The 25,871-nt window shown below is 53.0% G+C and carries 17 protein-coding genes; 2 read left to right on the plus strand and 15 right to left on the minus strand.

What is annotated here, in order from left to right:
* Window positions 1-32: 32 nt before the first annotated feature.
* The 3 genes from ACUHMQ_RS03595 to ACUHMQ_RS03605 form a co-directional block, all read right to left on the minus strand.
* Complete coding sequence (locus ACUHMQ_RS03595; RefSeq protein ID WP_445294080.1) at window positions 33-617, minus strand: hypothetical protein; 585 nt, start codon at window positions 615-617, stop codon at window positions 33-35.
* 89 nt (window positions 618-706) lie between these two features.
* A complete protein-coding gene (locus tag ACUHMQ_RS03600; RefSeq protein ID WP_445294081.1) occupies window positions 707-2,698 on the minus strand; it encodes a M12 family metallopeptidase in 1,992 nt (663 codons plus the stop codon).
* A gap of 32 nt (window positions 2,699-2,730) precedes the next feature.
* Window positions 2,731-4,614 carry a M4 family metallopeptidase gene (locus ACUHMQ_RS03605; protein ID WP_445294082.1) on the minus strand — a complete coding sequence of 628 codons (1,884 nt, stop codon included), beginning with the start codon at window positions 4,612-4,614 and terminating at the stop codon, window positions 2,731-2,733.
* A gap of 437 nt (window positions 4,615-5,051) precedes the next feature.
* On the opposite strand from ACUHMQ_RS03605, the gene ACUHMQ_RS03610 reads away from it, so the two are divergent.
* Window positions 5,052-7,907, plus strand: coding sequence for a collagenase (locus tag ACUHMQ_RS03610; RefSeq protein ID WP_445294083.1), 2,856 nt, complete (start codon window positions 5,052-5,054; stop codon window positions 7,905-7,907).
* Window positions 7,908-8,371: 464 nt separating this feature from the next.
* Complete coding sequence (locus ACUHMQ_RS03615) at window positions 8,372-8,854, plus strand: NirD/YgiW/YdeI family stress tolerance protein (RefSeq protein ID WP_445294084.1); 483 nt, start codon at window positions 8,372-8,374, stop codon at window positions 8,852-8,854.
* Window positions 8,855-9,137: 283 nt separating this feature from the next.
* Here the strand turns inward: ACUHMQ_RS03615 and ACUHMQ_RS03620 are convergent, their stop codons facing one another.
* The 12 genes from ACUHMQ_RS03620 to ACUHMQ_RS03675 form a co-directional block, all read right to left on the minus strand.
* Window positions 9,138-9,806: a hypothetical protein gene (locus ACUHMQ_RS03620; protein ID WP_445294085.1), complete on the minus strand. Its 669-nt coding sequence runs from the start codon at window positions 9,804-9,806 to the stop codon at window positions 9,138-9,140.
* Window positions 9,807-9,832: 26 nt separating this feature from the next.
* Window positions 9,833-10,438, minus strand: coding sequence for a lytic transglycosylase domain-containing protein (locus ACUHMQ_RS03625; protein ID WP_445294086.1), 606 nt, complete (start codon window positions 10,436-10,438; stop codon window positions 9,833-9,835).
* A 45-nt stretch (window positions 10,439-10,483) separates the two neighbouring features.
* Window positions 10,484-12,379, minus strand: a complete 1,896-nt coding sequence (locus ACUHMQ_RS03630; protein WP_445294087.1) for a type IV secretory system conjugative DNA transfer family protein — start codon at window positions 12,377-12,379, stop codon at window positions 10,484-10,486.
* Between the two features lie 89 nt (window positions 12,380-12,468).
* Window positions 12,469-14,265 (minus strand): TcdA/TcdB catalytic glycosyltransferase domain-containing protein, encoded by a 1,797-nt coding sequence (locus tag ACUHMQ_RS03635; RefSeq protein ID WP_445294088.1) that lies wholly within the window; start codon window positions 14,263-14,265, stop codon window positions 12,469-12,471.
* A 102-nt stretch (window positions 14,266-14,367) separates the two neighbouring features.
* Window positions 14,368-17,502 carry a hypothetical protein gene (locus ACUHMQ_RS03640; RefSeq protein WP_445294089.1) on the minus strand — a complete coding sequence of 1,045 codons (3,135 nt, stop codon included), beginning with the start codon at window positions 17,500-17,502 and terminating at the stop codon, window positions 14,368-14,370.
* Window positions 17,503-17,778: 276 nt separating this feature from the next.
* A complete protein-coding gene (locus ACUHMQ_RS03645) occupies window positions 17,779-18,978 on the minus strand; it encodes a TraB/TrbI/VirB10 family type IV secretion system protein (protein ID WP_445294090.1) in 1,200 nt (399 codons plus the stop codon).
* Window positions 18,979-18,981: 3 nt separating this feature from the next.
* Complete coding sequence (gene trbG, locus ACUHMQ_RS03650; protein WP_445294091.1) at window positions 18,982-20,154, minus strand: P-type conjugative transfer protein TrbG; 1,173 nt, start codon at window positions 20,152-20,154, stop codon at window positions 18,982-18,984.
* A 32-nt stretch (window positions 20,155-20,186) separates the two neighbouring features.
* Complete coding sequence (locus ACUHMQ_RS03655) at window positions 20,187-20,948, minus strand: VirB8/TrbF family protein (protein WP_445294092.1); 762 nt, start codon at window positions 20,946-20,948, stop codon at window positions 20,187-20,189.
* Between the two features lie 11 nt (window positions 20,949-20,959).
* Entirely contained in the window at window positions 20,960-22,786 is a 1,827-nt protein-coding gene (trbL, locus tag ACUHMQ_RS03660; protein WP_445294093.1) for a P-type conjugative transfer protein TrbL, read from the minus strand.
* Window positions 22,783-25,242, minus strand: a complete 2,460-nt coding sequence (locus tag ACUHMQ_RS03665) for a VirB4 family type IV secretion/conjugal transfer ATPase (protein WP_445294094.1) — start codon at window positions 25,240-25,242, stop codon at window positions 22,783-22,785. The genes trbL and ACUHMQ_RS03665 overlap by 4 nt, the downstream gene beginning before the upstream one ends.
* Window positions 25,243-25,244: 2 nt before the next feature.
* On the minus strand, window positions 25,245-25,559 hold the full coding sequence (gene trbD / locus ACUHMQ_RS03670; protein WP_445294095.1) for a conjugal transfer protein TrbD: 315 nt from the start codon (window positions 25,557-25,559) through the stop codon (window positions 25,245-25,247).
* A gap of 15 nt (window positions 25,560-25,574) precedes the next feature.
* Window positions 25,575-25,859, minus strand: a complete 285-nt coding sequence (locus ACUHMQ_RS03675; protein ID WP_445294096.1) for a TrbC/VirB2 family protein — start codon at window positions 25,857-25,859, stop codon at window positions 25,575-25,577.
* Between the last annotated feature and the right edge of the window lie 12 nt (window positions 25,860-25,871).

Consider the following 25,871-nt stretch of genomic DNA (forward strand, 5'->3'; position numbering starts at 1 on the left):
CTGGGAGATCGACGACCCAAAAAGTATTTACGCTATTTGGAGGCCGGCCAAGCTAAGTCGAGGTCCAGTGTTAACGGCGTATTTACGACGGTTTCCCGGCGACATACTCCTTGCATGTCATCTGTGCGGCATGTTGCATCAGCTGGATTGCCGTCAGACTGCGAACGATGCTGTTTCGCAATGAGCTGAGCGTGCAGGCGGCCAGATGAAGAACTGAGGAAGCGGAGCTGGGCTTCTGCTTTTACATCTGATGCAGCATGGACCGCTAAGATCCGGCCATCGGGCTGCGGGATATAGATATCGGCATAGCTGAAGTGCCGATTTAGGTTGGCTGGATTACGTTCATCTGCCGGCAGGTCACCGGAAAACGAAATGTATACTTCTGCTCCCCCTGATTGCCACAGCAAAGCACGATAGTCCGGTTTGCCATCACAGGCCTGTCCCGCAGGGCATTTTATGCTGGGGGCGGCATCCAACGTGAGCTGAGCAGATGCCAGAGTAGTGGCTTTGCTCGTAGTGGTAGTTGGTGGAGAAGGTGGTGTTGGGCTTTGCGCCATGCCTTGGCAACCGAGCATAACACTGACCAAGGATAGCGGTAACAGGCGGTAGCGGATCATAACGGGCTCGCTATGGAAAAACCCTACCCGCAGCTCTTTGTGACCGAGCTGCGGGTGGGTGAACTGCGCCTAAACGCGACTATTGGAGTTTAGTTTGGCAATTGCTTTTGTGGTGCAAAACCAGGATCAGCTGCTGGGGCTTGCTTGATCAACCAGACTTCAGCTTGTTGCAACTGCTCCTGAACAACAGGGCTGCCATCGGGGATGCCTACGACAGCAGTGCCAATACCCAAACCACTGTGTCGGACAACTAGCTGATGGCCACCATATGCTGGTTGTGGGCACCACTGCTGGTTTTCACCGCCGTGAGCCGACCACATGATAACTTCGCCACCTACAGTTTTGACACTATTTGATGCATCCAAGACCAAGCCGGTTTGCTTGCTGGCAATTTGATAGTAGCCATCCGCATTCCGCTGTAAGCGCCAACGGGTAACACCACCATCTTGCCACACGAATACTGGTGACGAGAGGGCATCCCCGGCAGGGGTAAGCGATTTATTGCTACCGGTTTGTACGATTTGGTAATCGCGATTGACATCAAGCACCGTCGCGCACTTTTGGCCGGTTGTTGGAGGTACTGGTTTGGTGCCGCCACCTGTACCACCACCTGTACCACCACCGGCATCTGTGCTGGTCCAGTAGGTATTCAACCAACCACCGTAGGTGAATGGCTTGTCTTTGCTGCAGGCGGTGGGATCGCAGTACGAACCCCAGATCCAGTAAGTACCGCCAGGCTGGTTGTTTACCAGCAGCGTGAGGGTATAGCGCTTGCCATTTACTTCGACAACATCACCATGCTTGTACTTACCACCGCGATCGTACTTGCTGGCGGTACCACCACCCGTACCGCCGCCGGTGCCACCACCCGTACCACCACCATTTTTGTCTTCCAGCACGGTCAGCTTGAAGGAAGCCGTGGCTTCTTTACCGTTGGTGGCAATGACGCGCATCGTAACGTTGGCTGTACCAAAGGCATCCTTAACGGGTGTGATACGCACTGTACGTTGGTTTACACCTTGGCCGGCTTGAACACTGACCCCGGTAGGAGCAATAACACTCGCGTTATCTGAACGGGCTTCGAAACGAACACCAGCCAGGTTGGTTCCTGCGAGATCCAGCGTCAGGCTGCCGCTGCCATTCTCATCGATTGTCAACTGCTGGGCGCTGAATGTGGCTTTAAGCGTTGCTTGGCCTGTATCACCAGGGTAGAACTTCTGCACAGACGCTACGTCGCCGGCACTCAGGTCATTACGCTGGCCCATTCTTCGTGCATCAACATCACTTCTAACTGGAACAATCGTAGCCTGACCATTCTTGGAAAAGGCTCCGGCAGGATAATGCATGATCGAGTCGTAGTCATAGCCACCTACGGGGTCAACATCGCCCGAACGTAACTTGGTGAAGTTACCCTTAGCCCAATCCTCGATATTTTCGTCGCGTACTTGTACGTAGCTGTCACGATCTGGTCGCATTTGTTCGTGCATCCAGCCCAGTGCATGCAACATTTCGTGTGCAGCGATGCCTGGCCATTCACAACCGGAACCGATAGAGATGTCTTGCCCGCGTTGCTGCATACCTACGCTTGAATAACAACCATCGCCACGGAAGAAGCGTACGAAGTTAGGTTCGTTTGTCCGTTGAACAAAACGTACGGCGGTCTTGTCTGAAATCAGTTTCATGCCAGCTTGAATGGCATTACGTGCGGTTTGCGACAACTGAGCATCGTAAGTGTAATAAACGGTATTGTTAGGCCACCGGGTAGCACCAGCCAAATGATTGTCAGCAGCAACTAGCTTGGATTGAATGGCGCTGGGTTGGCTCCAATCAGTTACCGTGAATGGTTTAATGCCTGTCCGCTGAATTTCCTTATGCTGACCAATCACCATGTCGCCATAAAGGGCATCGCCGTTCGCTAGAATGCGGTAGGTGATAAGGTCGTCTGAGCCTTGTATTTTACCGGTGGCAGTCTTCGGATTACGGGGGACGTTCAGTTCCGGGTTACCCACCACATTGGGTTCGGCCATCGCGCCTAAGGCGGTCACCACCAGTAAAGTGAGAGCAGAGAATTTAAGTTTCATGATGTGTTCTCAATCGTTTGACAATGTGGTGATCAGCGCGTAACGGCGATCAACGATAGGCCCTGGACCGCAGTGTAAGCATGTACCAGTACGTAGTAGCGACCAGACTGAGGTTGCTTGATCAGTACGGCTTCATTGCTGGCGGTGCTGCTACCTGAGTAAATGGTGCTGGGGTCGCTGGTGGTGACTTGTGGCGCATTACCGTATTTCACGTACAAGTCGGCATCACCTGTACCACCGCCTGTGCGGATGCTAAGGAACTGTGCGCCTGCTGGTACGTCGATGGTGTAACGCAACTGCCCATTGGCTTGACCAGCCAAGTTCAGCTTGACGACACCGTTTTTCAGGGCATTTTCGGTACCACCACCTGTACCACCGCCCGTGCCCCCCCCACCTCCTGGTGACGGCGGTACATTCGGGCAACGTACTCCTACTTGATTGAACACGTCGATCACGTCAGCGCGTGGCATGCCGCGGTCGTCTGCTGCACGTATCACACCGCAAGCACCATCGTCGAAAGTCGACTGCGGCTTCCAGTACAACATGTTGGCAGTAGCAAACGTAGTGAATGCTTTCTTTACGTCCCAGCCTGGTTTATTGGCGAGCAACGCGAAGGCCTTGTTGTAGACACCACTGGAATGGTGTACGTCTATGCCACTGTAATACCTGCTTGCGTGGCCAATCGATGCCCCATCGCGCTCTGGTTCCAGCATGTAGCGCATGGCGTCATTAGCGCCACCGCGCATAATGTCGTCACCGATCATGAACTTGGTTTTACCACGTGCATATACCTCAGCTGCTGCTGACGCCATGTCCGAGAATGCCTCGTTCATCCCGCCTGACTGGCCTTGATAGACCAAGCCAGCATTTTGTTGGGTAAAGCCGTGACTGACTTCGTGGGCAATGACGCCCAGAGAAACCAAGGGGAACATACGGCGACCACCATCGCCAAAGTTCATTGCTTGGCCGTCCCAAGTGGCGTTTTCCCAGTTTTGACCGGTGTGGACGCGTAGGGTCAGCTTTTGTTGGATAGGACGTTTCCCTAGCCATTCGTTGTACATCTTGAAGACGGTATTACCAAAGGACTGGGCATCGTTCAGCGGTGCAAATGCGCCGTTGGCTGGGCGGGCAGTGTTACGTGCTGTTCCGCTGCTAGGGCATGAAGGGGAGCGGTAAGCTACATCCGGACCACTATTTTGATTGCGCATATCAACGGTCTTGACGGTGGCGCTTTCATAGCTACAGTCCTGGCTTACTTCGAAAGCGGGATAGTCGCGACCAAATTCATATTGCCCCAGCTTTTCGTTACCGCCGGGGCCCGTCATGTCACGGGATGCTAGGCCTTCCCATTGCTTGAGGACTTCAAGGGTTTCTGCATCAACAATGAAGCTAGGGCGAGTAGGGTTTGGCGAGGGGATGTACAGAGAGACTAGGTAGACTCGTTGAGCACGATTGCTACGCTGGTCTATCACGGCTACTACGAGCTCAATGTCCTTATGCTCTGCTTTATCTACCTGAATTCCCTTTTTCCGGAGCAGGTTCCATACATCATTTTCGCTGTAGCGAGCTTTAGGACTAGGCAAGTCAGCGGCAATACCACTTAACAAAGTACCACTTGTATAACTTGGCGCATCGGAAAGTGCACCTTCAGCATTGCGTGAGCGGCTGGAGACTGGAGAGGTTTCACCCCATACACGTAGACCTTGGTGATACTGGGTATATTTGGTTTTTTCGCTGCCGGTGGCTGTGGTGATACTCGCGCTCGGGCGTAGGTCGACACCAGCCCCAGTTGCGGAATCTAGCGTTGGCATACCTTGGCTTAAATCAATACGGCTGGCTGCCATTGCAGATGTTGCGCTGGCGACAGCAACTGTCAGTACGGCCATCCGCCAAATTGAAACTTGCTTAGTCCTCATGATCGTCCTCAGGTGGTGATTTGTATGACACTGGCGATTAAACGGCACAATATGAAGATTGTAAATATGCGTTCGTCATATTTCATCACTCTTCACGGCATGGGTGTTATGGGTTACTCCGGGTGATCCCTGCGGAAGTATTACATATTAATATGCGCATGGAATATTTTCCATGGGGCGTTATTGAATTGTATTCAGGAGGGGGACGAGAGGTCGTTCTATCTGATTCTGTAAGGCTTTTGTACTTATTGGTGTAACACAACGTCATTTCTTCCCCTGTGGTATGTGGTAGTGCCTGCCTGAAAATAAATACGTCAGATAGCCAAAAATTGCCTAGATTTTGTTGTGGCAATCGTACGGTCTGGCTTGTTCCATCAGCTGTTTGCCGGGGGTTGTCAGCACACCTACCCACAGTATTCACTATGGAAAAATAAAAAATGAACTATCGTCTTAGCCCTCGTGGCTTATTGGTTTCAGCGCTCGCGCTGGCTTTTGGTAGCGCGCAAGGTGCCATTCCGCCTAGTGCATCAGTACAGAGTCAGATTCACCCTGAAAAACGTCATTCAGTAATAGGGACGGTGACTAAACCCATCCCTGCTCCAATTTCGGCAGAGGTGGCAAACCCGGAATTGGCGCGGAAGCGGCTGATGCAACAGCTGAAGAATGAAACGCCTTGCCGTATGGAGGATTTTGCCGCGGCGCGTGGTGATGTTTTGGTCCGCCTTGTCAGATCGCAATCGGTGTCCTGTGTCAACCAGCTGTTCTCGGTGACGGGCCAGATTGCCCGCGATGCGTTCAGCGAAGCACAGATGGTGAATATTGCCGCCGAACTCAAAAGGCAGGCACAAAGTTACGATGGCACCAATAGCGGCCAGATCCAGCAGCTGGTTTCCTTTATGCGCGCGGGTTACTTCGTCCAGTGGTACCAGCGTGATGATGTCGGCGAGTATGGCCCTACTTTGAAAGCTGCCATTCGTGGTGCTTTGGATGTGCTGTTTGAAAACCCTGCGACTCGTAAGGTGACTGCTGAGAATGGCGATTTGCTCAGCGAGGCAATCACACTCATCGATAGTGCTGCTGAGAACGCCCGGTATTTGCCGGTGGTGCTCGATCTACTCAAACGGGCGGACGACAGTTATTTCCAGCTATGGTCGATGCGCAGCGCAGTAAACAATGTCTTCACTGTACTTTACCGTGGCCATCAGAACGATGACTTCGTAGAGGTTGTTCGTAACGATCCCAAGATTGTCGAGGCGCTCACTAATTTCTATCGTCAGCGCTTATACCTTCGGGGGACTGAATCCGAATTCGTGCTGGTGAATGCAGTACGCGAAGGCGGCCGCTTCATGAAATACACCGAACGCAAGCCGGAAGCTCAGGCTTTGATGCGGATGGTATTGCAGGAAAATGAGATGGTTGGCCGCGGGGCTATGCTGTGGGTGACTGCTGCGGGCATGATCGATTTTTTTGATTCCGCAAACTGTAATTACTACGGCACCTGTAACTACAAGGAAGCGTTAAAAGCCAAGGTACTCCCGAATCGATATGAGTGCAGTCCATCGCTGAAGATGCTGGCGCAAGACATGACGATTGATCAGTTCAAGCAGTCATGCGCAATCATTGGTGCTGAAGAAAAGCTGTTCCACTACGGTATGTTGGGAAGCAGCAACCCGCAAACCAGTAAGCCGGTACCCAATGATAAAAATACTGCCCTGGAAGTGGTCGTATTTGACGACTACAGCAACTATTCGAACTATGCGGGCCTGTTCTACGGCATTAGTACAAATAATGGGGGGATGTATTTGGAAGGAAACCCTTCCGACCCGAACAATCAAGCGCGTTTTATTGCGCATGAAGCTTCATGGAACCGCCCGAAGTTCCAAGTCTGGAATCTGGAACATGAATATATCCATTACCAGGATGGTCGTTATGACATGGAAGGCGACTTTACAAAGACGATCAGCGCCAAGACTGTATGGTGGGTAGAGGGAGTAGCTGAATACTACTCACGCCAGAATGATTACCCTGAAGCAATAACGGAGGCGCGTAAGAAGACATACACGCTGAGCACGATTCTTGGTAATACCTATGAGATGGGCGACTACACCAATCGTGCTTATCGCTGGGGTTATCTGGCAGTCCGCTTCATGTTTGAACGTCACCGTGATGATGTTGAAAGAGCGGTGGCATTTACCCGCACTGGCGACTACGCCGGCTACACCACCCATATGAATGGTATAGGCAGCCGTTACGATGCAGAATTCACTCAATGGCTGGATTTGGTAAGTTCGTCCGGTGACTTTGCAGGTGGTAAGCCAAGCAACAGTCCGCCAGCCTTGACTGGCTTGGCAGATACCCGCATGGGCATGGGGCAGTCCGCGTCGGTTGGCTTTACCGTTACAGATAAAGAAACCCCTGCTGCACAGCTGCGCGTGGCAGCCAGTACCAACAACCCCACACTATTTCCGACATCAGGTTTGGTATTGGGGGGAAGTGACGGGCAACGTACCCTGCGACTTACACCAAGCGCCGGCAAGCAGGGGACCGCACAGATTACGCTGACTGTAACAGATGGCCAGCTCTCCACCAGCGGCACATTCAATGTAACAGTGGGGGATGGTGGTGGCTCCGGGAGCTGCCCGGCTAATCCAGATGCATTGGGTGATGGTTGTACACGTATGGTGAATGGTCCGGCAAAGGCGTATTACTACGTCTATGTGCCACCAGGAACCAGACGGCTCAGCATCAAAACCTATGGCGGTACCGGAAATGCCGACCTGTATGCTCAGGACAGTAAAAAAGGGTGGCCTAGTGAGAGTAACTATCTGGTCAAATCTACCCAGCCGGGTAATGACGAAAGCATCGTGATCAATTCCCCAGCCGTAGGGTACTACCATCTATTGGTTAACCCACAGCCAACTTATTCAGGCTTGAGTTTGATGGCTGACCTGGTCGGTGAGGATGAATACAGTGAAAGCAATTGCCCGGCCGATGCAATGGGTCTGGCAGATGGTTGCCTGCGTTCCAAGCTTTCGGGCAATAGTGCTTATTACTGGATATATGCCCCATCTGGCACTAAACGTATCACTTTACGTGCCGAGGGAGGGCAAGCCAGCGATGCAACTCTGTATGTGAAGACGGTGGGCTGGCCTACACCGAGCGACTATCTGTTCAAATCCCAAGCTGGTACGTTGGTCATCAACAATTTGCCAAGCGGGGATCGTTATTACCACATCCTGCTGCAAGGCAAAACCCCTTATCAGGGGGTGAACCTGAAGGCTCGTGTCGACTAAATACACGTTGCCAAACTTGAGGGATGCCGGTGGCTAAATTGCCACCGGTTTTTATTTTGGCAACTGATGACACTGATCAGCGGTGGGAACAGAATTACCGCCTGAATGTCTGCTTGACGGAGCACAAAAGGTAGATGACCTATGCTGGTGTGTTGCCGTGTGGCTAATGAATTTATGCCAACTGACGGGAGTGTTCTTATATGTTGTGAAAACCAGAAATCATTCTCAAATGTGTATTGGTTCTTATAAGTAGTTTAAAAGTCAATTGGTGGAAGTGTGCGTAGAGCAGCAGAATAGGCTGAGTAATTATGCTAGCCGTCGCAAGCGCTTTTGTTAATGAACAATAATTCATTAGAAATGAATAAAAGATTTACGCAATATATAAGCTTCATTAAGGTAAGTAATAAGTTTTGTGTGCGGTTTTCATCTGGGTTTTAGACTTTACTTTTTCAACGGAGGTTTTTGTGAAATTGAATTTCAAACATAGTGCTATTTTCTTAATGGCAATTGCAGGTACAAATTTATATGCAGTAGATGATCTTGATCTAGAACCTAGTAATCTCAGCGTTGGCAAGGTGAAACAAAGCGCACATGATGATCAAATCGTGAGCGTGATGGGAAAGTTTGTAAGGCGTATTTATGGCGACCACTATAAATTTACCGGTCAAGATGGCGCCAGTATTTGTGTTGAAGTAGATAATGATGACGGCGGTGTATTAATCAATAACCGGCATACTTATTTTGACCTGGGTCGATATGCAAATCGCACTGTAAGAATCACTGGCCAGGTTGACAGGGAATATCTTACTTTCGAAAAAGGTTGTGAGAAGATCAAAATTGATGTTGAACACATCGACTTTGCAGACAGCCGCCCCAGCCAGGGGGAGCGCCCAGTTCAAGGCCAGCCCGATCCAGTGAGAACTAATGTGGATCCCGATTTAAATTAAGTAGAAGCTATCTTTTAAATGATACGTAACTGGGGATACTTCCCGGTTACGTATCATTCTATGCCCTGTTATTGAATACAGACTTTTGAACAAGTTCTAGGGCTTCCACACATATATTAATAACGTGCAGCGGCTTTTCATGTAATCAAGACAGAAGCGGTAATTTAACAAGATGCGGGAACGCATCTTTTTTTTATTATTTGGCATCGGGAAACATTCTGACATTTCTGATCGCCATGTGGTGAGAGGTGTATCAGTACGCCTCGCTACCCAATATTCATGATCAGCCTGTTGTGTTGTTGTCCGTTGAAGCGGTGACCGGCTTGTTCGGGTTATTGAGCCAGTCTAAGGTGGTCTGGGAGAATTGGTCGGCATTGGTGACAAAATTAGCAGGGCTACCGTTGCATGACATGCTGAACGGCCCGTTGCCTGAGGTATCGCCAGTGCAGTCGCTGCGAACCGATTGAATGCCGACTGAACCATCGCGCTGCAATTCGGCAAGCTTGGTTTTCATTTTTTCCTGGTTATCCAGATCATCGAAGTCCGCGGCAGCTGGCAAAGTGAATTCCACTACTTGGTTTTCTTTTACTTCCAGCCCAGGTTTCACCAGCATCACGCTCCAGCCGTATGGGGTGTAGACGATCGCCACACTGCTGCCCGGTATATTGGGCAGGTTATTTTCCTTGATCAGCGCTGCCGCCTCGGGTTCACTAGCCGGCAGCACGGTTAGCACGGTACTGATTAAACGGGGTTTGATCTTGCCTTCTTCCTTGTCTTTGATCTTCTTGTACACCTCGGCCATCGACTTGGTGTCGACGGTGTAAGGGCGCAATTCGGGTATCTGTGCCTGCAAATTCTCGAACTCTGACTTGTCAGCAGTACTCATGCCTGGGCAGGCGGTGAGCAAAGGAAGGGTGAGCAGGGCTACAAGCAATCGGACAACCACTTTCATGAGGCAACGCTTTCTATAGATGTTGGCTACCCTGCACGCAGGGTGGAGGTGTTCTGTGTCATGCCAAAGCCCTCGATGGCGCTGTCGGCGGTATGGGGTTGGACGGCTGGAGCACCCTTGGCCGGGCGTGGTGACGGTGTAGTCAGCAACCGAGCCAAATCCAGTGTTGGGGTAGAACGGGCAGTGGATGCCTGCACGACTTTAGTGACGTAACCGTTACGAAAACCACCCTGGAAATTACCGGTGTTGTACGCGGAAATGGCCTGCAGCAGCGCCTTGGTTCCGGTGCCATGGGTTTGGGCGGCCCGGCCGTATTGCGCTGTCAGAATGGCAGCCCCGGCACGCAGGTTCTGGCAGGCATCGAATGCACCAGCCGTTGTCAGCTTCAGCCGGGGCAGATTGCGGGAGTTGATTTGCATCAGCCCCATATCCACCGAGTAACCTTGCTTGATCAACCAACTGGCCCAAGCCGCGGCCTCTGATGCCGTTTTGGGTGCACGCTGTAGGCGAGCATTGCCGTTTATGTGCAGAGCCAGCGGATTGAACCCACTTTCTGTACGGATGATGGCATGCATCGTACTCGCGGCTACGTTCGGGGCGCATTGCTGCAAAAGGATAGGGAGGTCGATCATATAAAACTTGTGCTGTGGCGTATTGGCAAGGCGGTTTTGGCAGCATCATTTCTGCTGGTCGATGACATCGCTTTTTTCTGGTGCAGCCACTTTAGCGCGTGCTGAAAAGGTGGGGTCAAGAAAGTACAGAATCTGCTTGCCGTAAATGGGTGTCTGCCCAGCCATGAAGATCAACATGTCGCCAGGTTCGCTGACATTGCCCTTGGCGTCTTTTTTCGCGGCGGGCAAGCGCATTACCTCATCCGCGGTCAGCAGCGGCCGTTGCGTTTCCTGGGTAGACGTAGAGAGGCTGGATTGCGAACCATAAAGGCTGCCGGAATACGAATGCGATTGTTTGACAATGGTGGCGGTGCCGCTCATCTTCGACAGCAGTTCAGCCGTCTCGATTTTGTTGGGGGCATAGGCTACCCGTACATGGCAATTGGAGAAGATGCTTTCATCCTTGCCATAGGCTGTCCAAAGCTGCGAGATATCCTGGATGATCAGGTAAGCCTTCATGCCATAGCCTGCGATAAACGCCATCGACTCTTCAAACACATCCAGCTTGCCCAGGCTGGGAAATTCGTCCAGCAATAGCAGCAGCCTGTGCTTGTAGCCAGCAATGCTGCGGCCGTCCTTGAATTCCATCTTCTCGGTGAGACCACGGACGATCTGAGTGATGATCAAGCGGATCAAGGGCCGCAGGCGGTCCTTGTCTGATGGCGGTACCACCAGGTACAGCGATACCGGTTTTTCGTCGTTCATCAAGTCGCTGACCCGGAAATCACTGGCGGCGGTGTTGCGCGCCACGATAGGGTCACGGTACAGCGTCAGGAAGGAAATAGCGGTAGAGATGACACCGGATTGTTCTTCGTCCGCCTTGTTCAGCATGTCTCGGGCGGCAGCGGCTACCACCGGGTGGCAGTAACTGGGGGTGCCATTGGGAAGTGGCCAACCATTGCCTACGAGGTCATGATCGGTATCCAGCATGAATTGCATAGACTGGGCCACGGTGCGTGTTGGGTCGCTCAGAAAGGCAATCACCCCATTCAGTGTCTTGTTCTTTTCGGCATACAATACATGCAACGCGACCCCTACCAACAAGGCTTGGCTGGACTTCTGCCAGTGGTCTGCCAACCCTTTGCCATCCGGGTCGACAATCATGGTCATGATGTTTTGTACATCGGCCACTTCCCGGTCGGTGCCGACCCGTACTTCCGCCAAGGGGTTGTAGCGTGCACTGGAGCCATCCAAGGCCGAGGGTTCGAACTTGATGACGCGGTTACCGGCTTCTTGTTTACGCCAGCCCGCAGTCAGCGCCCAGTTTTCACCCTTGATGTCATAGATCAGCGCGCTATGCGGCCACGACAGCAGGGTCGGCAGTACCAGCCCCACCCCTTTGCCGGACCGGGTCGGCGCAAAGGCCATGATGTGTTCCGGTCCATCGTGGCGTAGATAGCGAATCTGATGGGTACTGGTGTCTTTCCAGGCGCCTACATACACCCCATTGCCATTACCCAGCAAGCCGGTCTGCGCGACTTCCTTGGCGGATGCCCAGTGGGCAGACCCGTGTAGATGCTCTGACTCACTATCCATTTGGGCTTTATCCCGCTTTGCCCGGTAGGCGATGAAGACAGCGATGGCAATTGCACCAAACAGCGTTAGCCACAATGCAACCCGAAATGCACTCTGAACTACCGGGTTAGCTACCGCGTGCCAACGGCTGTACCAACCCCACCAATCCACCGGTGTGTACAACTTCCAGCCGCCAATAGACAGCATCGGTTCGCCCAGGGCGGTCTGGTACGCCAGCTGATGGCCGACGTATTGGGTACACAGCCAGCACAGAATCAGCGTCAGGAAGACACCGGCGCCGATATTGCGCATCAGCAGGGTGCCAGGGTTGCTGCGCTTGTTGGGTACGGTATACAGCGGGGTTGCGAGCGAGTCTCGATCAGACATGATTTATTTTCAAAGGATGACGGCGGGTGTATCGCGGAAGCTCAATACGAGGCGGCAGCTGGACGTTCGATTCGTATAGCAACAAGGGCTTACCGCTTAGAAAATCCCAAACTCTTGTTTTTTACTGGTCCTTCAGTGGATGAAGGTTGGGTTTGGCGGGGGGAGTCCGGCCGACGTTGCGGGGGTAGTTGAGGCGAGATCACATCGGTTCGCTCGCTGCTGGCACGGCGCTGTGGCTGTACGGACGAAGAGGACGAACCAGGAGGTGTTGTCGATGGTGCTGTATGACTATGCGCATCTGGTTTCTGCAACCAGCTGTGGTCCATCTCCGCACGACCCGGATTGGGGAAATTGCGAAAGGGGATAATGATCGAGCTGTGTTCTTTTAATATGCCAAATTCTTTTAATTCATTGGTGAGCAGCAAGTTCATATTCAACGATGCAGGACCTGTGGTGTTCAGTGTTCGGTCCTTATAGTCACCATCCAGATCGTTGTAATATCGGTGCTTCTTTTCTGGCGTAGCCACCGCAGCTTCAGTCAGTTCACCAATTTTCTTTGCCCACTTGGCCAAGGCAGGCGCATCGGCTCGTGAGGTCGCTATTGCGCTGTTGCTGGAAGCACCGCCTATTGTGCTCAGTTGCCGGACCTTGAAAAGAACGGGCGCAACGTTGATGCTGTCGAGTTTTTCGAATGCCGTGCCAATTGCCGGGTTGGCAATGCGGTGCTTTATGTCATCAGACCACGCATCGAATGCACTTCTGACTTCACCGGCCTTACCTATGCTCTCGGCGAATGCTATCAACTTGTCGTATTCAGGGCCTTGTGGCGAGATCTTGCTGTCTGGGCCGAGGCTGAGTTGATCGATACGTTCCTCGACTGCGGCGATTACATGTAGATAGGTTTGGTTATTCAGCAGGTCGTTCGAGCTATTCACAGGCATGTCGATGCCCGCTGCTTTCAAGCTGTCTGCCAATTTGGGAAATTCAGCAATTGGCGGTGTTATATCGGTATCGACATATAGCCCAGGTTCATCGTGGACAGCTACCAGCCTGACGATGTCGGATGCCGCAGCTGGATTGCAGCGCTCGCCCAATTCACGTTGGTATGCTTTGCGTAGCGTATTCCGGTCTGCAGCCGATAGCGAGCCCGGTGTGCCGGAAAGGCTTCCCTGGCGATGATTGACCAATAATTCGCTTACATCCCTGATGGCGATTTGGCTATTGGCTTCGGAGAGCCTTGTGGCAAGGGAGTCCAGATCTTGCTGGTACGTAGTCAGCTTACTGGTAAGCGACGAATGCTGCGCAGTCAACAGTGCATCTAATCCCGTGGCGTAGTCTGCATTGTCTTTCCAGGTACGGATACGTGTTGCTATTGCTGGATCGGGAGCGGTAGAAAGGTCTACCTCTTCCCGCATTGCAGCAGTACTCTTTCTAAAATCATTGGCCAACAGATTGTTTTTATCGGTCCAGATATTAACTTGGCAATCAGGTTGGCTGTTGGCCCATATTTTTGCACTTTTTAATACATCATCGGGTGGCACACTGCCGACCCAGGCAAGATGAATCGTTTTTGGGATCTCAACTTCGGTTTGAATGGCATCTTTCTGATTCAGAAATGCACGTGCATCTTGAACCGCCGTAACAAGATTGGTTACTGGAAAAATGGGTGGTGTATCGCGACTGCTGTTGTGCAGCGGCTTGGTTTGAAGCCAGGCATGCAGGGACTTTTCGACTTCATCAAATGTGTCGTTGGATTTATTGCTCTCGAAGTTGGCTAATGCGATATCAAGTTGCTTAAGTTCGCTACTGCGGGGTTTGAAGAATTGACTCGTCTGTTCCCGCCACTGATCAGCAGATGGAAGTGCGGTTGGGATTTCGAAGCTCATCTAAATCTCCTTTGAGCAAACTATTTATTTTTCTGCGCAAGCAATGTTGATTGAGCTTTAGCGCCATTTTCTGTGTTTAATGCTTATTCAGAAATGTAGTCTTCATCTCTTGACAGACTTTTTCTGCTCTGCCATCTCTTGCTTACTTAACATGGTTATTTGATTGCCAACTGATGGCAACTTGCTCAGATCAGACAGTGGGACATAGCACCTCGATTTATTAGGGTCTCGTTGTTGTGCATTGAGACTCAAAATAGCAAACTGCTTATCGTACTGAATATCACTCACTTTGAATCGGCTTGCATCATCTTCACGCTTGAATTTGTTTAATGCTACGCCATCTATATTTGGTGTGGGAGGTTCAATCAAATTTCTATTCAATTGAAGTTTAGTATCAATTTCTTTGACGGTAGTATTCCAAAGTTCAGTACTCCCCGTCATTTGAGATAACGTGCGCTGATAAAGCTCAGTATTGCTTTTCTTTTCAAGGCCGACATTATTATCGCGGCATTCATCGAATGTTTTCAGGAGCTCCTTCCCCATATTCCCAGTGTCGTAACGGGCTACTGGGTAAAGTGCCTCAAACATAGAGTGATACTGGTTTTTCACCATGAATGCGGCATTTAACAAGAACAAATCGTTTTTTTCTTTAGATGGCAAATCGGGAGCAATGGTCGGCAATGCTTTGCAGATATCCCGTGTTGTCCCAGAGATACCACCTTTAAATGGCGTATCGAGTTTATTCATGTAGACCGTTGCATCTTTTTTGGGATTAGGCACATAGGTGGCTGTACTACGATGTATATCAAATGGTAAGCCAGATGCTTGTGGTGTTTGATTTAACAAAGCGGAGTAATCGATTTTTTGTAATCGATTATTGACGGGTACGTCGAGTTCATTGCCGTCTGTACCGGCGATCGTTTTGTGCGGTATTGGATCGGGACGTATAGCGCCAGGTGTCTGATTAATTTCTTGAGCGACAATACGCAAGCTGTGGAAGAAGAGATTAGCACCAAGATGGGTGGTTTTAAGATCTTCACCTCTTGCAAACTTTCGAAGTTCGTTAATGAATAGTTCTGCTGACGGTTTTTCGCCTGTATTTCGGCTTATCGCCATCAAGTCATTCTGTACCAGCTGGTTCTTCAAAACCTTTTGAATCAGTGGTGAAGTTTGAAATAGGCGATCCCGCTCACTCTCTGCTTGGTTGAGTGTCGCCTTGTTTTTGTCTATTTGGTTGCTTAAATATTCATTATCTGAGCTTTTAGAGTTGATTTGCCTACTTAATTGCTCACCCGTACTTGCGATGTTTTTATCAAGATTGGCAATACTTTCGGTTCGACCTTTCTCCAGATAATCGATCAAGCCATTAACGGTATTGTTAAGTTTTCTTGATCTGTCCTTGAGTAACTGTGTGGCGATTTCATCTTCAATGATTACTTTTATAAGGTTATCGCCACGTGTATCACGTTGATTTTGAGAGATATCTTTTGCTGGCAAGACGAGTGCACCTGGCGTCAGATGATTGATTGCCAGGAATTCCCCGAAGCTTTTTATTGTTGCCTGGTTTTCATCTGAACCTAGGTCCACTTTTAAAGGAAGTGTTGGCCCATGGTCTTCAATGTCCGCATCGCTGCTGTAAAAAAGATCGAGTGCATCGGGATGGCGATCATCTTCATAGTCAGGGCTTGCGGCGACGGTATGATCTTCCGACTCGTTGGTACTGAAATTCCGTTCCTCGCTGGCGCGACTCTCCAAGTCTTGAGCGGAGATGTCGCTTCCGGTACCACGATCGCTTTGAGAGTCGGATTGGCTCGATGAAAGGCTGCGCCGATCACTACCGCTGAGGCTGCCTGTATCAGCAAGATAGCCGCTGTCGATATCGTCTGACATACGCGATGATGTTGGGCTTATTGGCGCAACGGTAGGAGCTTGACGGTGCTCAGGTGCTGGGGTTTCAAACCCATCGGAAGCAAGCGAGAGCGAGGATGTTTTGCTATGCATCTGCTCTAATTGAGTCAGCATGCCCTGTAGAGATTTAACTTTTTTTATCTGGTCTTCTGTGGTGCTGAATTGCCAAGTCTCTTTGTCGTCGTTATACGTGTGGAACATCGTATTGTTACGATCAAACAAATAAACGGAAGGCCCTTCGCCACCAACGGAAATGCCAAGGTCCTTCATAAAGTTTTGGACATCGACCCGTTTTCCGTCGATTCCCTCGGGTCTGGAGCGAAGGTTATGTCTGAATGAAATGGTTTCGAGCGTTTTCGGGTGAGCATTTTCCAGAAACGATCGCATCAGTGCGCTCTGTTGGGTATTACCACTTATGTCTTGTGTGGTTGTATCAAGCCCAAGCTGGTTGAAGCTCTTTACGTCGACATACGCCAGTCTTGGTTCGTTGATGCCCTCAACGGTGTTGTATCGCACACCGCCTTCTGGTGTTGCCTCTGGTAGGTGCCTATCGAAGAATGCCCGGTTGACTTCTACCGACCGTATCATGGGTTGACCGGGTAGAAACTCTTCTGAGCCATTTGCATTCTTATTCTTCCTGTCCAGGGTGTCCTTGTTATTGTCCAGCTGATATTTCTGTAGCCATCCCAATGCCTTGTAGGGTGTGCCAGCACCTATCCACAGTTGATTCGACTTGGCGTCAAGCTGGCCTTTGTCATCAAGTATCAAATCTTTAAATTGGCTACCAGGTATATATGGGGCGTAGACGGCCATATAGACACGTACCCGATCAGGATTTTGATCGGTTCCAATGTCATGGAATCTGTGATTAGGTAGCGTCAGTTCCTGAGGGGCTCTGGCCTTCGCTTTCGCTTCGGCTTCGGCATGGTTGTTGGAGAGTTCAAAGCCTTCCTTAACGGTATCCAGCTTCTGCAATTCATCTTGAAGATCAGCCAGCCGCTTTTCTTTTGCGGTATAGGCTGGGTCACTAGGTAGGGTATTCGCTAAAGATTGGTTTTGTTTGTCGATAAGGTGATGAAGAATCCCTTGTCTGGCTTCAATGCTTAGGTCTTCCGTTTCCTTGGATTCCAGTGCGATTGCATGCGCAATGGTGAGTGATGAATCCTGCACTCTCTCTAAATGTGTAATGACCTTTTTGGTGTATTCATTCAGTGCTTCATCACTCAAGCTGTACCATGGGCTTCTGGTGTCGGTATTGCGGGGATTCTGGTCTGCAATCGTTGCTTTAAGAATCTCACGTACTACTTCATGCTCAAATTTGTAAGCCATGTTTTGTTCCTATCCAGAAAGCCTGAGTACTCAAAGTGCTGAAGGGGGTATTTATCTTGCGTTGTACTGAGGCCAATTCTTTTTCGGGTCTCGCTTCTATCTATGCTTGAAAGCGAGACCCAAAAAATTGACCTTAGAACCTGTCTAAAGTCTCGCGAGCTAGGGCAAGACAAGGCGAAAACAGCCGAGGAAGCGGAGTTTACGATTGGTAAATGAGCATTCCGAGGGTGTTTTCAACGCCGTATTGCTGACGCACAGCAGACTTTAGATAGGTTCTTAAAAGTCGTAAGCCCCGGGGAATGTAATGTCCTTGTTCACCATGACATTCATCTGATAGCCCTTACGGATTTCGATGGTGGGCTGCACCCGCATATTGCGCTTGGCCATTTCCACGCCCAGTTGCGCCATCTGCTGCCCGACTGCTGCACCGACCACCTGTCTGTTGGTCAATGCACGGTCGTCACGGCGGTCTTGTTCCGGTTGGGACAGTTGGTAGCTGGCGGATAGCAAGGAGGTGAGCAGGCCCCAGCCGAAAATGCGGCCATAGTGGTTGTTCACCCGGTCGGCGAGGCCGGCTTTCCCTTCCTGGTCGTGGCCGGACATGCCGCCCAGCTCCAACGTGTAGGCATTGGGGTAGATCAGCCGTTGCCAATTGATCAGCAACCGTTCCTGGCCAAATGAAACCTGCGAATCGTACCGGCCGAACAGCTTGGTGCCCTGTGGAATCAGCAAATGGTTGCCGCTGGCGGTGTCGTAGACGTTTTGCGAGACCTGGGCAATGATTTCGCCGGGCAGATCGGAATTCAGTTCGCTGACCAGAATGGACGGAATCACCGTGCCCGCTTTCAAATCAAACGGGCTGACCGGTGGCGTAAGCTGGCTGTTCAGATAGCCGGTTTTATGGGTTTTCTGTTGGAAAGCCAGCTTTTGCGCCTGCCGGTTCAGGTCCGGCTCGTCGGCAGGTTCGCCACTTGCCGCGCCGGCCAAGTTGCTGGCTGCGCGTGCCAAGCTGCTGCCTTGGTCGACACCGGGTATGCCACCGGTTGCACGCAGGCTTGCCGTTTCACCGGCCGAGAACCGAGTCAATGCTGTGTCTGCCATTCGCGCATCGTCTTCACTCGTTTTGACGGGTGCCGCCGGTGCGCTGGTACTGGCGTTGGTGGGGCCGGGCAGGGTAGGAGGGGGGGGGGCTGCCAGTACCGGTGGTTCGCTTTGCTTGGGCTCGGCGACGATGTCCGGGATATCCTTGGTCAGGGTCTTGGCTGCGTTCAGCGCCGGCTCCAGGTTCTTGGTCGGCGCATTTTCCTCGGCGGTTTTCTTGGGTTTTTCGCTGGAAACATTGGTGACGATCACGCCCAGGATGGCGGCCACCACCGCAGTGGCGGCAATGGCGGCTTTCTTGTTCAGGCGGGCGCTGGCCAAGGGGGTACCGCGTATTTCCAAGCTGTCGGGCGATTTGGGTGTGTTATCGGCCATGGCTTACTCCTTTGCATCCCAGCAGATACCCAACCAACCACGCTTCTGGCATTCGTCACGGGCGACTTCGATACGCTGCTGATCGCTGCCTACACCTGAAATAAGTGCCAGCTTGAAGATGGTGCCGTCAACCACATACATATTCCCCTTGAGGCGGTAGTTGATCATCTGCTCTTCACCACTGGGCGAAATGCCGATCAGGGCTGGGGCTTGCTGCTGTGGCAGTTCTTCATTCATGGCGATATAGGTGTGGTAACCGTCGTCCATGGCGCGTAACGGCTTGAAGTAAGGGTGGCCTTTGACCACCTTGATCTTGTAGTTGAAGTTGAGGCGGTTGACGGCGACGGCGGGCATATCGCCCTTGCTGTTCTTACTGGCGGTACCGTTACCGTTGCTCTTTGCCAGGGCTTCCCATGCTTGCGGTTGATCTTCGTCCGGGTATTCGAAGGCGATACGGGATACATAGCGTTCGGCGCTGGAAACGAGGCGGATGTGATAGGTGCGGCGATCGGTCGGAATGATCAGGTTGGTGTCCAGCCCGGGTTCGGTGGGCTTGATGATCAGATGGGTCACCTTCTGATCGTCGCTACCGGAAACAGCCGGCGCGACCTTCCAGCGAACCCCGTCGCCAATATGCGGTGCGCCTTGCACTGTTTCGCCAGCTTGCAGTTCGATGTCGCAGACACGTAGCGGTGCGCAGACGATGGTGGGGGCGGAAGCGCCGAACGGAAACATCACCCGGCCGCCTGCATCGCGCACCGGCATGGCCATACGATTTTCCGCCCAGTTGTGCGACTCGGTGATGGCGCGTTGCGCCGGTTCACCAATGCTGACCAAGGGAGACAGCTCGGATTTCCGCTTGCGGGCCTTGGCCGATGGCTTGCCAGATGAGGGCTGGCACCCGGTGGCAGTGCAGCTGTCACCAGTCAGGGCTGGTACTTGAAGCGGCTGGCTGGCCGGTGGTGCAGCGGGTGGAATCAATTCCACCGCGGGTTCAGGGGTTGGTGCTGGGGCCAGTACCGGTACGACGGCTGGCGGCATTGCCAGCTCTGGTGGAATGTTCGGTACTTTGATCTCGGCTGCTGAGGGGGCTGCCGGTTTATTACTGTCGGTATTGGCGGTTGCGGTGCCAGCGGCCAAAAGGCAAAGCGCCAGCGGTAAATGCTTGTAACTCATTTTGCTATGTATCCCTTGAAAGCACGTACTAACTACAGTTGTTGTGACCAGTTCAGGTCTGTGATGTAAACCCCAAGCGGGTTGATCAGAATCAAGCGCTCGTCGGTCGGTGGGGTGATGCCGACGATGATGGAAACTTTCATCCGGACATTGCGTTGCAGTTCACCGCGCAAGTCGCGGGTGACCTCCTGCCATTCCACCTGCCAGGTCTGGTCTGAGATCGGCAGCAGATTGGTGACGGCTACAGCGACGGTCTGGTTGGCGGCAACAGCGAATGGGTTGTGAGCCTTGAAGTGATCGTTCAGCTTGCTCAGTGCTATCGAGCTGCTGGGTAGCATGGCGTAGACGCGATCAATCGCACCTTTCTGCGCTTGCCGATCGATCGTGACGGTGCGCCAGTCAGAAACGAAGCGGGCCAGGTAAGCCTTGACGACGCGTGGGTCGACGGTTGTGGGTTGATCTGCGCGGGCAACTGCGGTGGCCTGGCCGAGTTTGTCGACCTGGACCACGTAGGGCACGATCTTGTTCTGTGCGCCGATATACGCGATACCGATCACCGAGATCAGCGCCACCAAACCCGAGATGATGGCCATGGTGCGCCAGTGGTGCGCCTGCTGGATGTAGTTGCCATAGCGCTCATTCCATTCACGGCGGGCCTGGACATACGGATTCAGCTCGTTTTGCGCTGCGATGCTGGGTGGGGCTTTGGCGGTTTTATTCGGTTCCACTGGTAGCGAATAGCCGCCGTCCGTACGGCCAAGTAGTGCAAATAGTGGGTTGAGTAAGCGTTTCAAGATGACATGTCCTAGCTGTTCTTAGGTGGCCTAGGTGGTTGCGGGCGTGTTGTGGTGGCTTTGTTCAACGATGGCCTGACAGTGCTTGCCGGCTTGAAAGCCGATGTCCCCCCCGTTGGTTTGTTTGGCGCGCCCCCTTTTGTCGTGGTGGTGCCGTTATTAAGTACCTTGATGCCAGTTGAGGTACTGCTACGTGTGCTGCCGCCGACCTTGCCTGTACTGGTTGCGCTGGGTGTATGGGCGGCGGTGTTGCCCGAATCGCTGGCAGCAGCGTTTGACGAGGTGCTCAAGGATGAAGCGCTGTTCTGCAATCCAAGTTCGCTACTGGCGCTTGAACTGCTGGTACCACTGTGCGGATTTGAGCTATCGGTAGCGGTGGATAGTGCTGTTGTATTGCTCATTGATGACGCTGAGCTGCCTCCGTCAGCTTTTTCAGCAGCTTTCTCAGCATTGCCCTCGGCGACACGGCTTTGCAGGTTTTGTTTGGTGCGGTCGAGCAGGCCGGGGTTGGTCCCGTGTTCACTCTTGCCTTTGACGGCATCGAGCAATTTGCCGGGTAGTGCCTTGGCGGAGTCTGCGATTTTCTGTCCGCCATCCCGTCCGGCTTGCCCTGCTGCTTTGCCCAGCCCACTCAGCGTGGCGGCAGTTCCGCTTTTTCCTTCTTGCTTGGCTAATTCTCGGCCCGCGCTGACGGCCTTGCCCATATTGCTCATCCCTTGCGCGGCAGATGTCCCGGCGCCAGCTGCGGATTTCAACGCACCTGCGAGCTTTCCTGCACCACCCGAGGCCATGCTGGTGGCCATCTTCATGGTGTTGAACGAGGTGGTGCCGGCACCCATGGCAGAGCCTGCTGACAAGCCTGCACCGCCATTCAGCAGGGCTCCAGCCATTTCCGGGGCCCGAATACCGAGGATGGCTTGCAATACCGCGACCGCCAGCAGCTCGAACAATTCGGCATATTCAAAAGCGAAGCCATCGCCCTTTTTGGTGATGGTGCTGAGCGTCAGGCTCAGAATCAGAATCAGCACCAGCAGGCGGACACCCACGTTGATGGCGTAGTTGAGGTATTTGGAGACGTAGTCCTTGGTCCAGCTGGAACTGCCCAAGCCCAGGAAAATCGCCCCGGCCGCGAACAGGATGTAGGACTCGATCTTGAGCGTAAGGTATTGGGCGGCGACCACCACAAAGGCGATCACGACGCCGATGGTGACAAAGCAGGCCACGATGATCTTGCCCAGACCGGCCAGTATGGTGAATATATTGGTGGGTGATTTGGACCATATCAGTTTGATGGTCGCCATACCCAATGCAATGATGCCATCGGTGCTGACTGGGCCGCTCTTGGCCGCCTGCTCGCCCACTGTCTGGAATGTGTCGGTGATGGTTGGAATCCATTCCGGTGCATATTGCAGCAGTGCATAGAAGAAGCCGATGAACATGATCTTCTTGATGATCTCGACGGCCAGGCTGTTGAGGTTGTCCTTCTCGAATGCCCAAATGGCGGCAGCCCAGCAGATTTCGATTGTGCCCAGCAGTATGAAGGTAGGGCGGACCAACTTCAGGATGGTGTCGAACCAGGTGGTGCTCTTGGCGTGTGCGTCAGCTTCCAGCGAGTCGAACAAAACGAATTCGGCTGTCTTGCCCCCCACTGAGGGCGATATGGCTGCCCAGGCTGTGTTGCTGAACAGGGCATACAGCACAACCACTGCGAATGATGCCCATAGGAACCAGCGCAAGCGGCGCGCCATTTCTGGGTCCAGGGGGCGGCTCGGTGGCGCGGCAGCACTGTCTGCCTGCAATTGTGCGAATACCGACAGGGTTTGGGCGAGGGCGTTCATGCGGGTAATTCCTCGGCTTGCCACAAATCCGCCCACTCGTTGAGGCCACGTTGCCGCAACCAATAGGCTGGCCAGTTCTCGCTATGGGTTTCCATCAGCTGTTTGGCGGCGCGAATGTCGTCCTGGCTGCTCGCACCGACAAAAGACAGCGCTACCGGCCCGAAGCCGAACGAGAAAATGCGTCGGCCAAGTGGGGACTTGTAGTAGTAGTGCCGCTTGACGGTGGCGTTGGCGAGTATCTGTATTTCCCGGTCATTCAGGCCGATCAGCTCGTACATCGGGCGTGATGAGTTTTCGTTGGCTTCCGGGTTGGGCAGCAGGATCTTGGTGGGGCAGCTGGCCAGGATCACATCGCGGATCGGGCTGTTCATCACGTCCGCCAATTCCTGCGTCGCCAGGAACACCAGCGCATTTTTCTTCCGCCAGGTCTTCAGCCATTCGCGTACCTTCTCGCGAAATAGCGGGTGGGCCAGCATCAACCAGCACTCGTCCAGCGCCACTAGCGTGGGGCGGCCATCCATGCGCTTTTCCACCTGCCGGAACAGATACAGCAACACAGGCACCACGTTCTTTTCACCCATATTCATCAGGTGTTCCATCTCGAACGACTGGAATGACCCTTCCACCAGACTGTCTTCTTCCGCATCCAACAACGAGCCCATTGGCCCAGCCAGCGTGTAATGCGACAGCGCCTGGCGCAGTTCGTCGTCCTGCAATTCGGCGACGAATTCGGTGAGGGTGCGGCGTGGCGAACGTGTCAGCCGCATGATGGCTTGGTACACCATTTGCCGTAGTGAGGGAGTGACGTTGACGCCCTGTAGGGTCAACATGATCTCGATCCATTCGGCAGCCCATGCCTGGTCGGCTGGGTTGTCGATATGCTTGAGCGGACAAAACGCCAGATCGCTGTTCTCGCCGCCGATGTCGTAATAGGTACCGCCACAAGCGTTCACCAGCAGATAGGACGAATAGCCCTTGTCGAAGATGAACACCTGCGCATTTGGATAACGGAAATGCTGCGCCAGCAGGAAGTTGAGGGCGGTTGACTTACCGCCACCGGTTTTACCGATCATCAAGGTATGGCCGACGTCGCCGACATGCAGGCTGATACGGAACGGTGTGGAGCCCGTGGTGGCGGCGTAGGTGAGCGGTGGACTGTTCTCGGGGTAGAACGGGCTGGGGTTGTGCACCTCACCAGCCCATACCGCGGTGATTGGCAACAGATCGGCCAGATTCAGGGTATGCAGGATAGGCCGCCGCACATTCGGGTAGGCATGGCCAGGAATCGAGCCTAAATAAGCCTCGACGGCGTTGATGTCCTCGATACGGGCACCAAAGCCAAGGTTTAGCAGGGCTTTGCGTACTTCACGCGCTTGTTCCAGCAGCAGTTCGCGATCTTCATGCATCAAGACCACGCAGGAGGTGTAGTAACCGAACCGGACCACGTTGCTTTCCGCTTCGCCGATGGCGCTCTGTGCGTCTTCAGCCATCTCCAGCGCGTCCAGGTCGATTGCACCGCTGCTGGTATTGAACATCTGATCTTTAAGCCCGCGCTGTTTCTGCTGCCAACGCCGACGTATGCTGTTCATTACCGAACGGGCCTGCTGCGGGTCAAGGAAGATGAAGCGGGTTGCCCAACGGTATTCGTAGCCCAACGCGTCCAGCTCATGTAAAACGCCGGGATAGCTTTCCTGCGGGAAGCCATCGATGGCGACGACTTTGATATGAAAGTCGCCAACCCGCGGTGAAATACCACCGTAGAACGCATGGCCGCCAATGACCGCATCCAGATACATCGGAACGCTTGGCAAGCGTACATGCCGAAGCACACCGCTGACGCAGAAGTCCATATATTGCAGCAGCTCGTCCTCGACATACTCCTGGCCAAAGGCGTCGGTACGGGGAACACCACGCATGCGGCGTAGTGGCAGGGTGGCGGACAATGCGGATTCGAAATCATCGATCTGGCGCTTGAACTGGTCGAGGATGCGCGCAGCGAAGCCTGCTTTCGAATCATCACGGCCCTCGTCCTCGTAGATCATCTCGATGATCTTGTTGGAGGTACGCAGAGGAGGGAGATAAGTCAGCGACAACGCATAGGTGGTCTCGAAATGCGCGCCTTCCAGCTCATGCTGGTGGCGGCGCTCTTCATCGATCAACCAACTGGTGAGGTCTGGAAAATGGCCATGCGCAGGGTAGGTGGTAGCAGGCCGGCGAATGGCGTCGCAGTTCAACATCCACCCATTGCCCAGTCCCACCAGAATGCCATTCAGGCGGGCAGAAATGCCCGACAGTTCAGCATGGGTGGCGCTGTCCATGTCCTCGCCGCGGAAATACCAGCTGACAGTAAGGCTGCCATCCTTGTTCTGCAGGATGCCATCCTCCGGCATCAGTGCGAAATTCAGCAGGTCCGGCAGGCCTTGTGTGCGGTCGCGGAATTGTTTCAGTTTCAACATGATCAGGCCTTTGGCGAACCACCGCCGGGCAAGGGGGCATCGATGCAGCTATGGGCGCTGTAATACGCGCGATAGCGGATGTGGCGCTGATAGACCAGGCTCATCTGCGGGTCGGCTTTGGCCATGCGAACCAACGCCCAGAACGAACCGCTCCAGAACACAATCGCCAGCATGATCGACCATACGGAGATGTTGCCGGAGAAGATCAATAGCGCCGTGATCAAGCCGGCCATCAGGACCAGGCTTCGCTCTGCACCAAGCAACAGGTGCGCACGATTCAGCGAACGATGGATAGTGATGCGGCGTGGTTCGTCCATGGCCTGCCCACCCGCTTAGCCGAACATCGACATGAAATTGTTGGCCAGCAGCATTACCGACAACGCCAACACCACCATCATCATGCGCTTGGTGAAATCACTGAGTTCGCCGCCAAAGGCCAACATACCGCCAGATGCAGCCAGTGCGATGACGCCGATGGACTTGGCGACAGGGCCGGTCAATGAGCTTTGCAATTGTTGCAGCGGGCCTTCCCATGGCAGTGCTGCATGGGCAATACCGCAGGAGAGTGTTGCCAGGATCAGTACAAGACGACGCCAGATTGAAGACAGGATTTGCATGAGTAGAGCTCC

It is taken from the genome of Chitinimonas violaceus (assembly GCF_052601015.1).

Excerpts from the sequence above, each read along its gene's own strand:
- ACUHMQ_RS03595 (WP_445294080.1), bottom strand. The coding sequence starts at position 617 with ATGATCCGCTACCGCCTGTTACCGCTATCCTTGGTCAGTGTTATGCTC.
- ACUHMQ_RS03665 (WP_445294094.1), bottom strand. The coding sequence starts at position 25,242 with ATGTTGAAACTGAAACAATTCCGCGACCGCACACAAGGCCTGCCGGAC.
- trbG (WP_445294091.1), bottom strand. The coding sequence starts at position 20,154 with ATGAGTTACAAGCATTTACCGCTGGCGCTTTGCCTTTTGGCCGCTGGC.
- trbD (WP_445294095.1), bottom strand. The coding sequence starts at position 25,559 with ATGGACGAACCACGCCGCATCACTATCCATCGTTCGCTGAATCGTGCG.
- ACUHMQ_RS03630 (WP_445294087.1), bottom strand. The coding sequence starts at position 12,379 with ATGTCTGATCGAGACTCGCTCGCAACCCCGCTGTATACCGTACCCAAC.
- ACUHMQ_RS03620 (WP_445294085.1), bottom strand. The coding sequence starts at position 9,806 with ATGAAAGTGGTTGTCCGATTGCTTGTAGCCCTGCTCACCCTTCCTTTG.
- ACUHMQ_RS03640 (WP_445294089.1), bottom strand. The coding sequence starts at position 17,502 with ATGGCTTACAAATTTGAGCATGAAGTAGTACGTGAGATTCTTAAAGCA.
- ACUHMQ_RS03675 (WP_445294096.1), bottom strand. The coding sequence starts at position 25,859 with ATGCAAATCCTGTCTTCAATCTGGCGTCGTCTTGTACTGATCCTGGCA.
- ACUHMQ_RS03605 (WP_445294082.1), bottom strand. The coding sequence starts at position 4,614 with ATGAGGACTAAGCAAGTTTCAATTTGGCGGATGGCCGTACTGACAGTT.
- trbL (WP_445294093.1), bottom strand. The coding sequence starts at position 22,786 with ATGAACGCCCTCGCCCAAACCCTGTCGGTATTCGCACAATTGCAGGCA.
- ACUHMQ_RS03610 (WP_445294083.1), top strand. The coding sequence starts at position 5,052 with ATGAACTATCGTCTTAGCCCTCGTGGCTTATTGGTTTCAGCGCTCGCG.
- ACUHMQ_RS03600 (WP_445294081.1), bottom strand. The coding sequence starts at position 2,698 with ATGAAACTTAAATTCTCTGCTCTCACTTTACTGGTGGTGACCGCCTTA.
- ACUHMQ_RS03635 (WP_445294088.1), bottom strand. The coding sequence starts at position 14,265 with ATGAGCTTCGAAATCCCAACCGCACTTCCATCTGCTGATCAGTGGCGG.
- ACUHMQ_RS03625 (WP_445294086.1), bottom strand. The coding sequence starts at position 10,438 with ATGATCGACCTCCCTATCCTTTTGCAGCAATGCGCCCCGAACGTAGCC.
- ACUHMQ_RS03645 (WP_445294090.1), bottom strand. The coding sequence starts at position 18,978 with ATGGCCGATAACACACCCAAATCGCCCGACAGCTTGGAAATACGCGGT.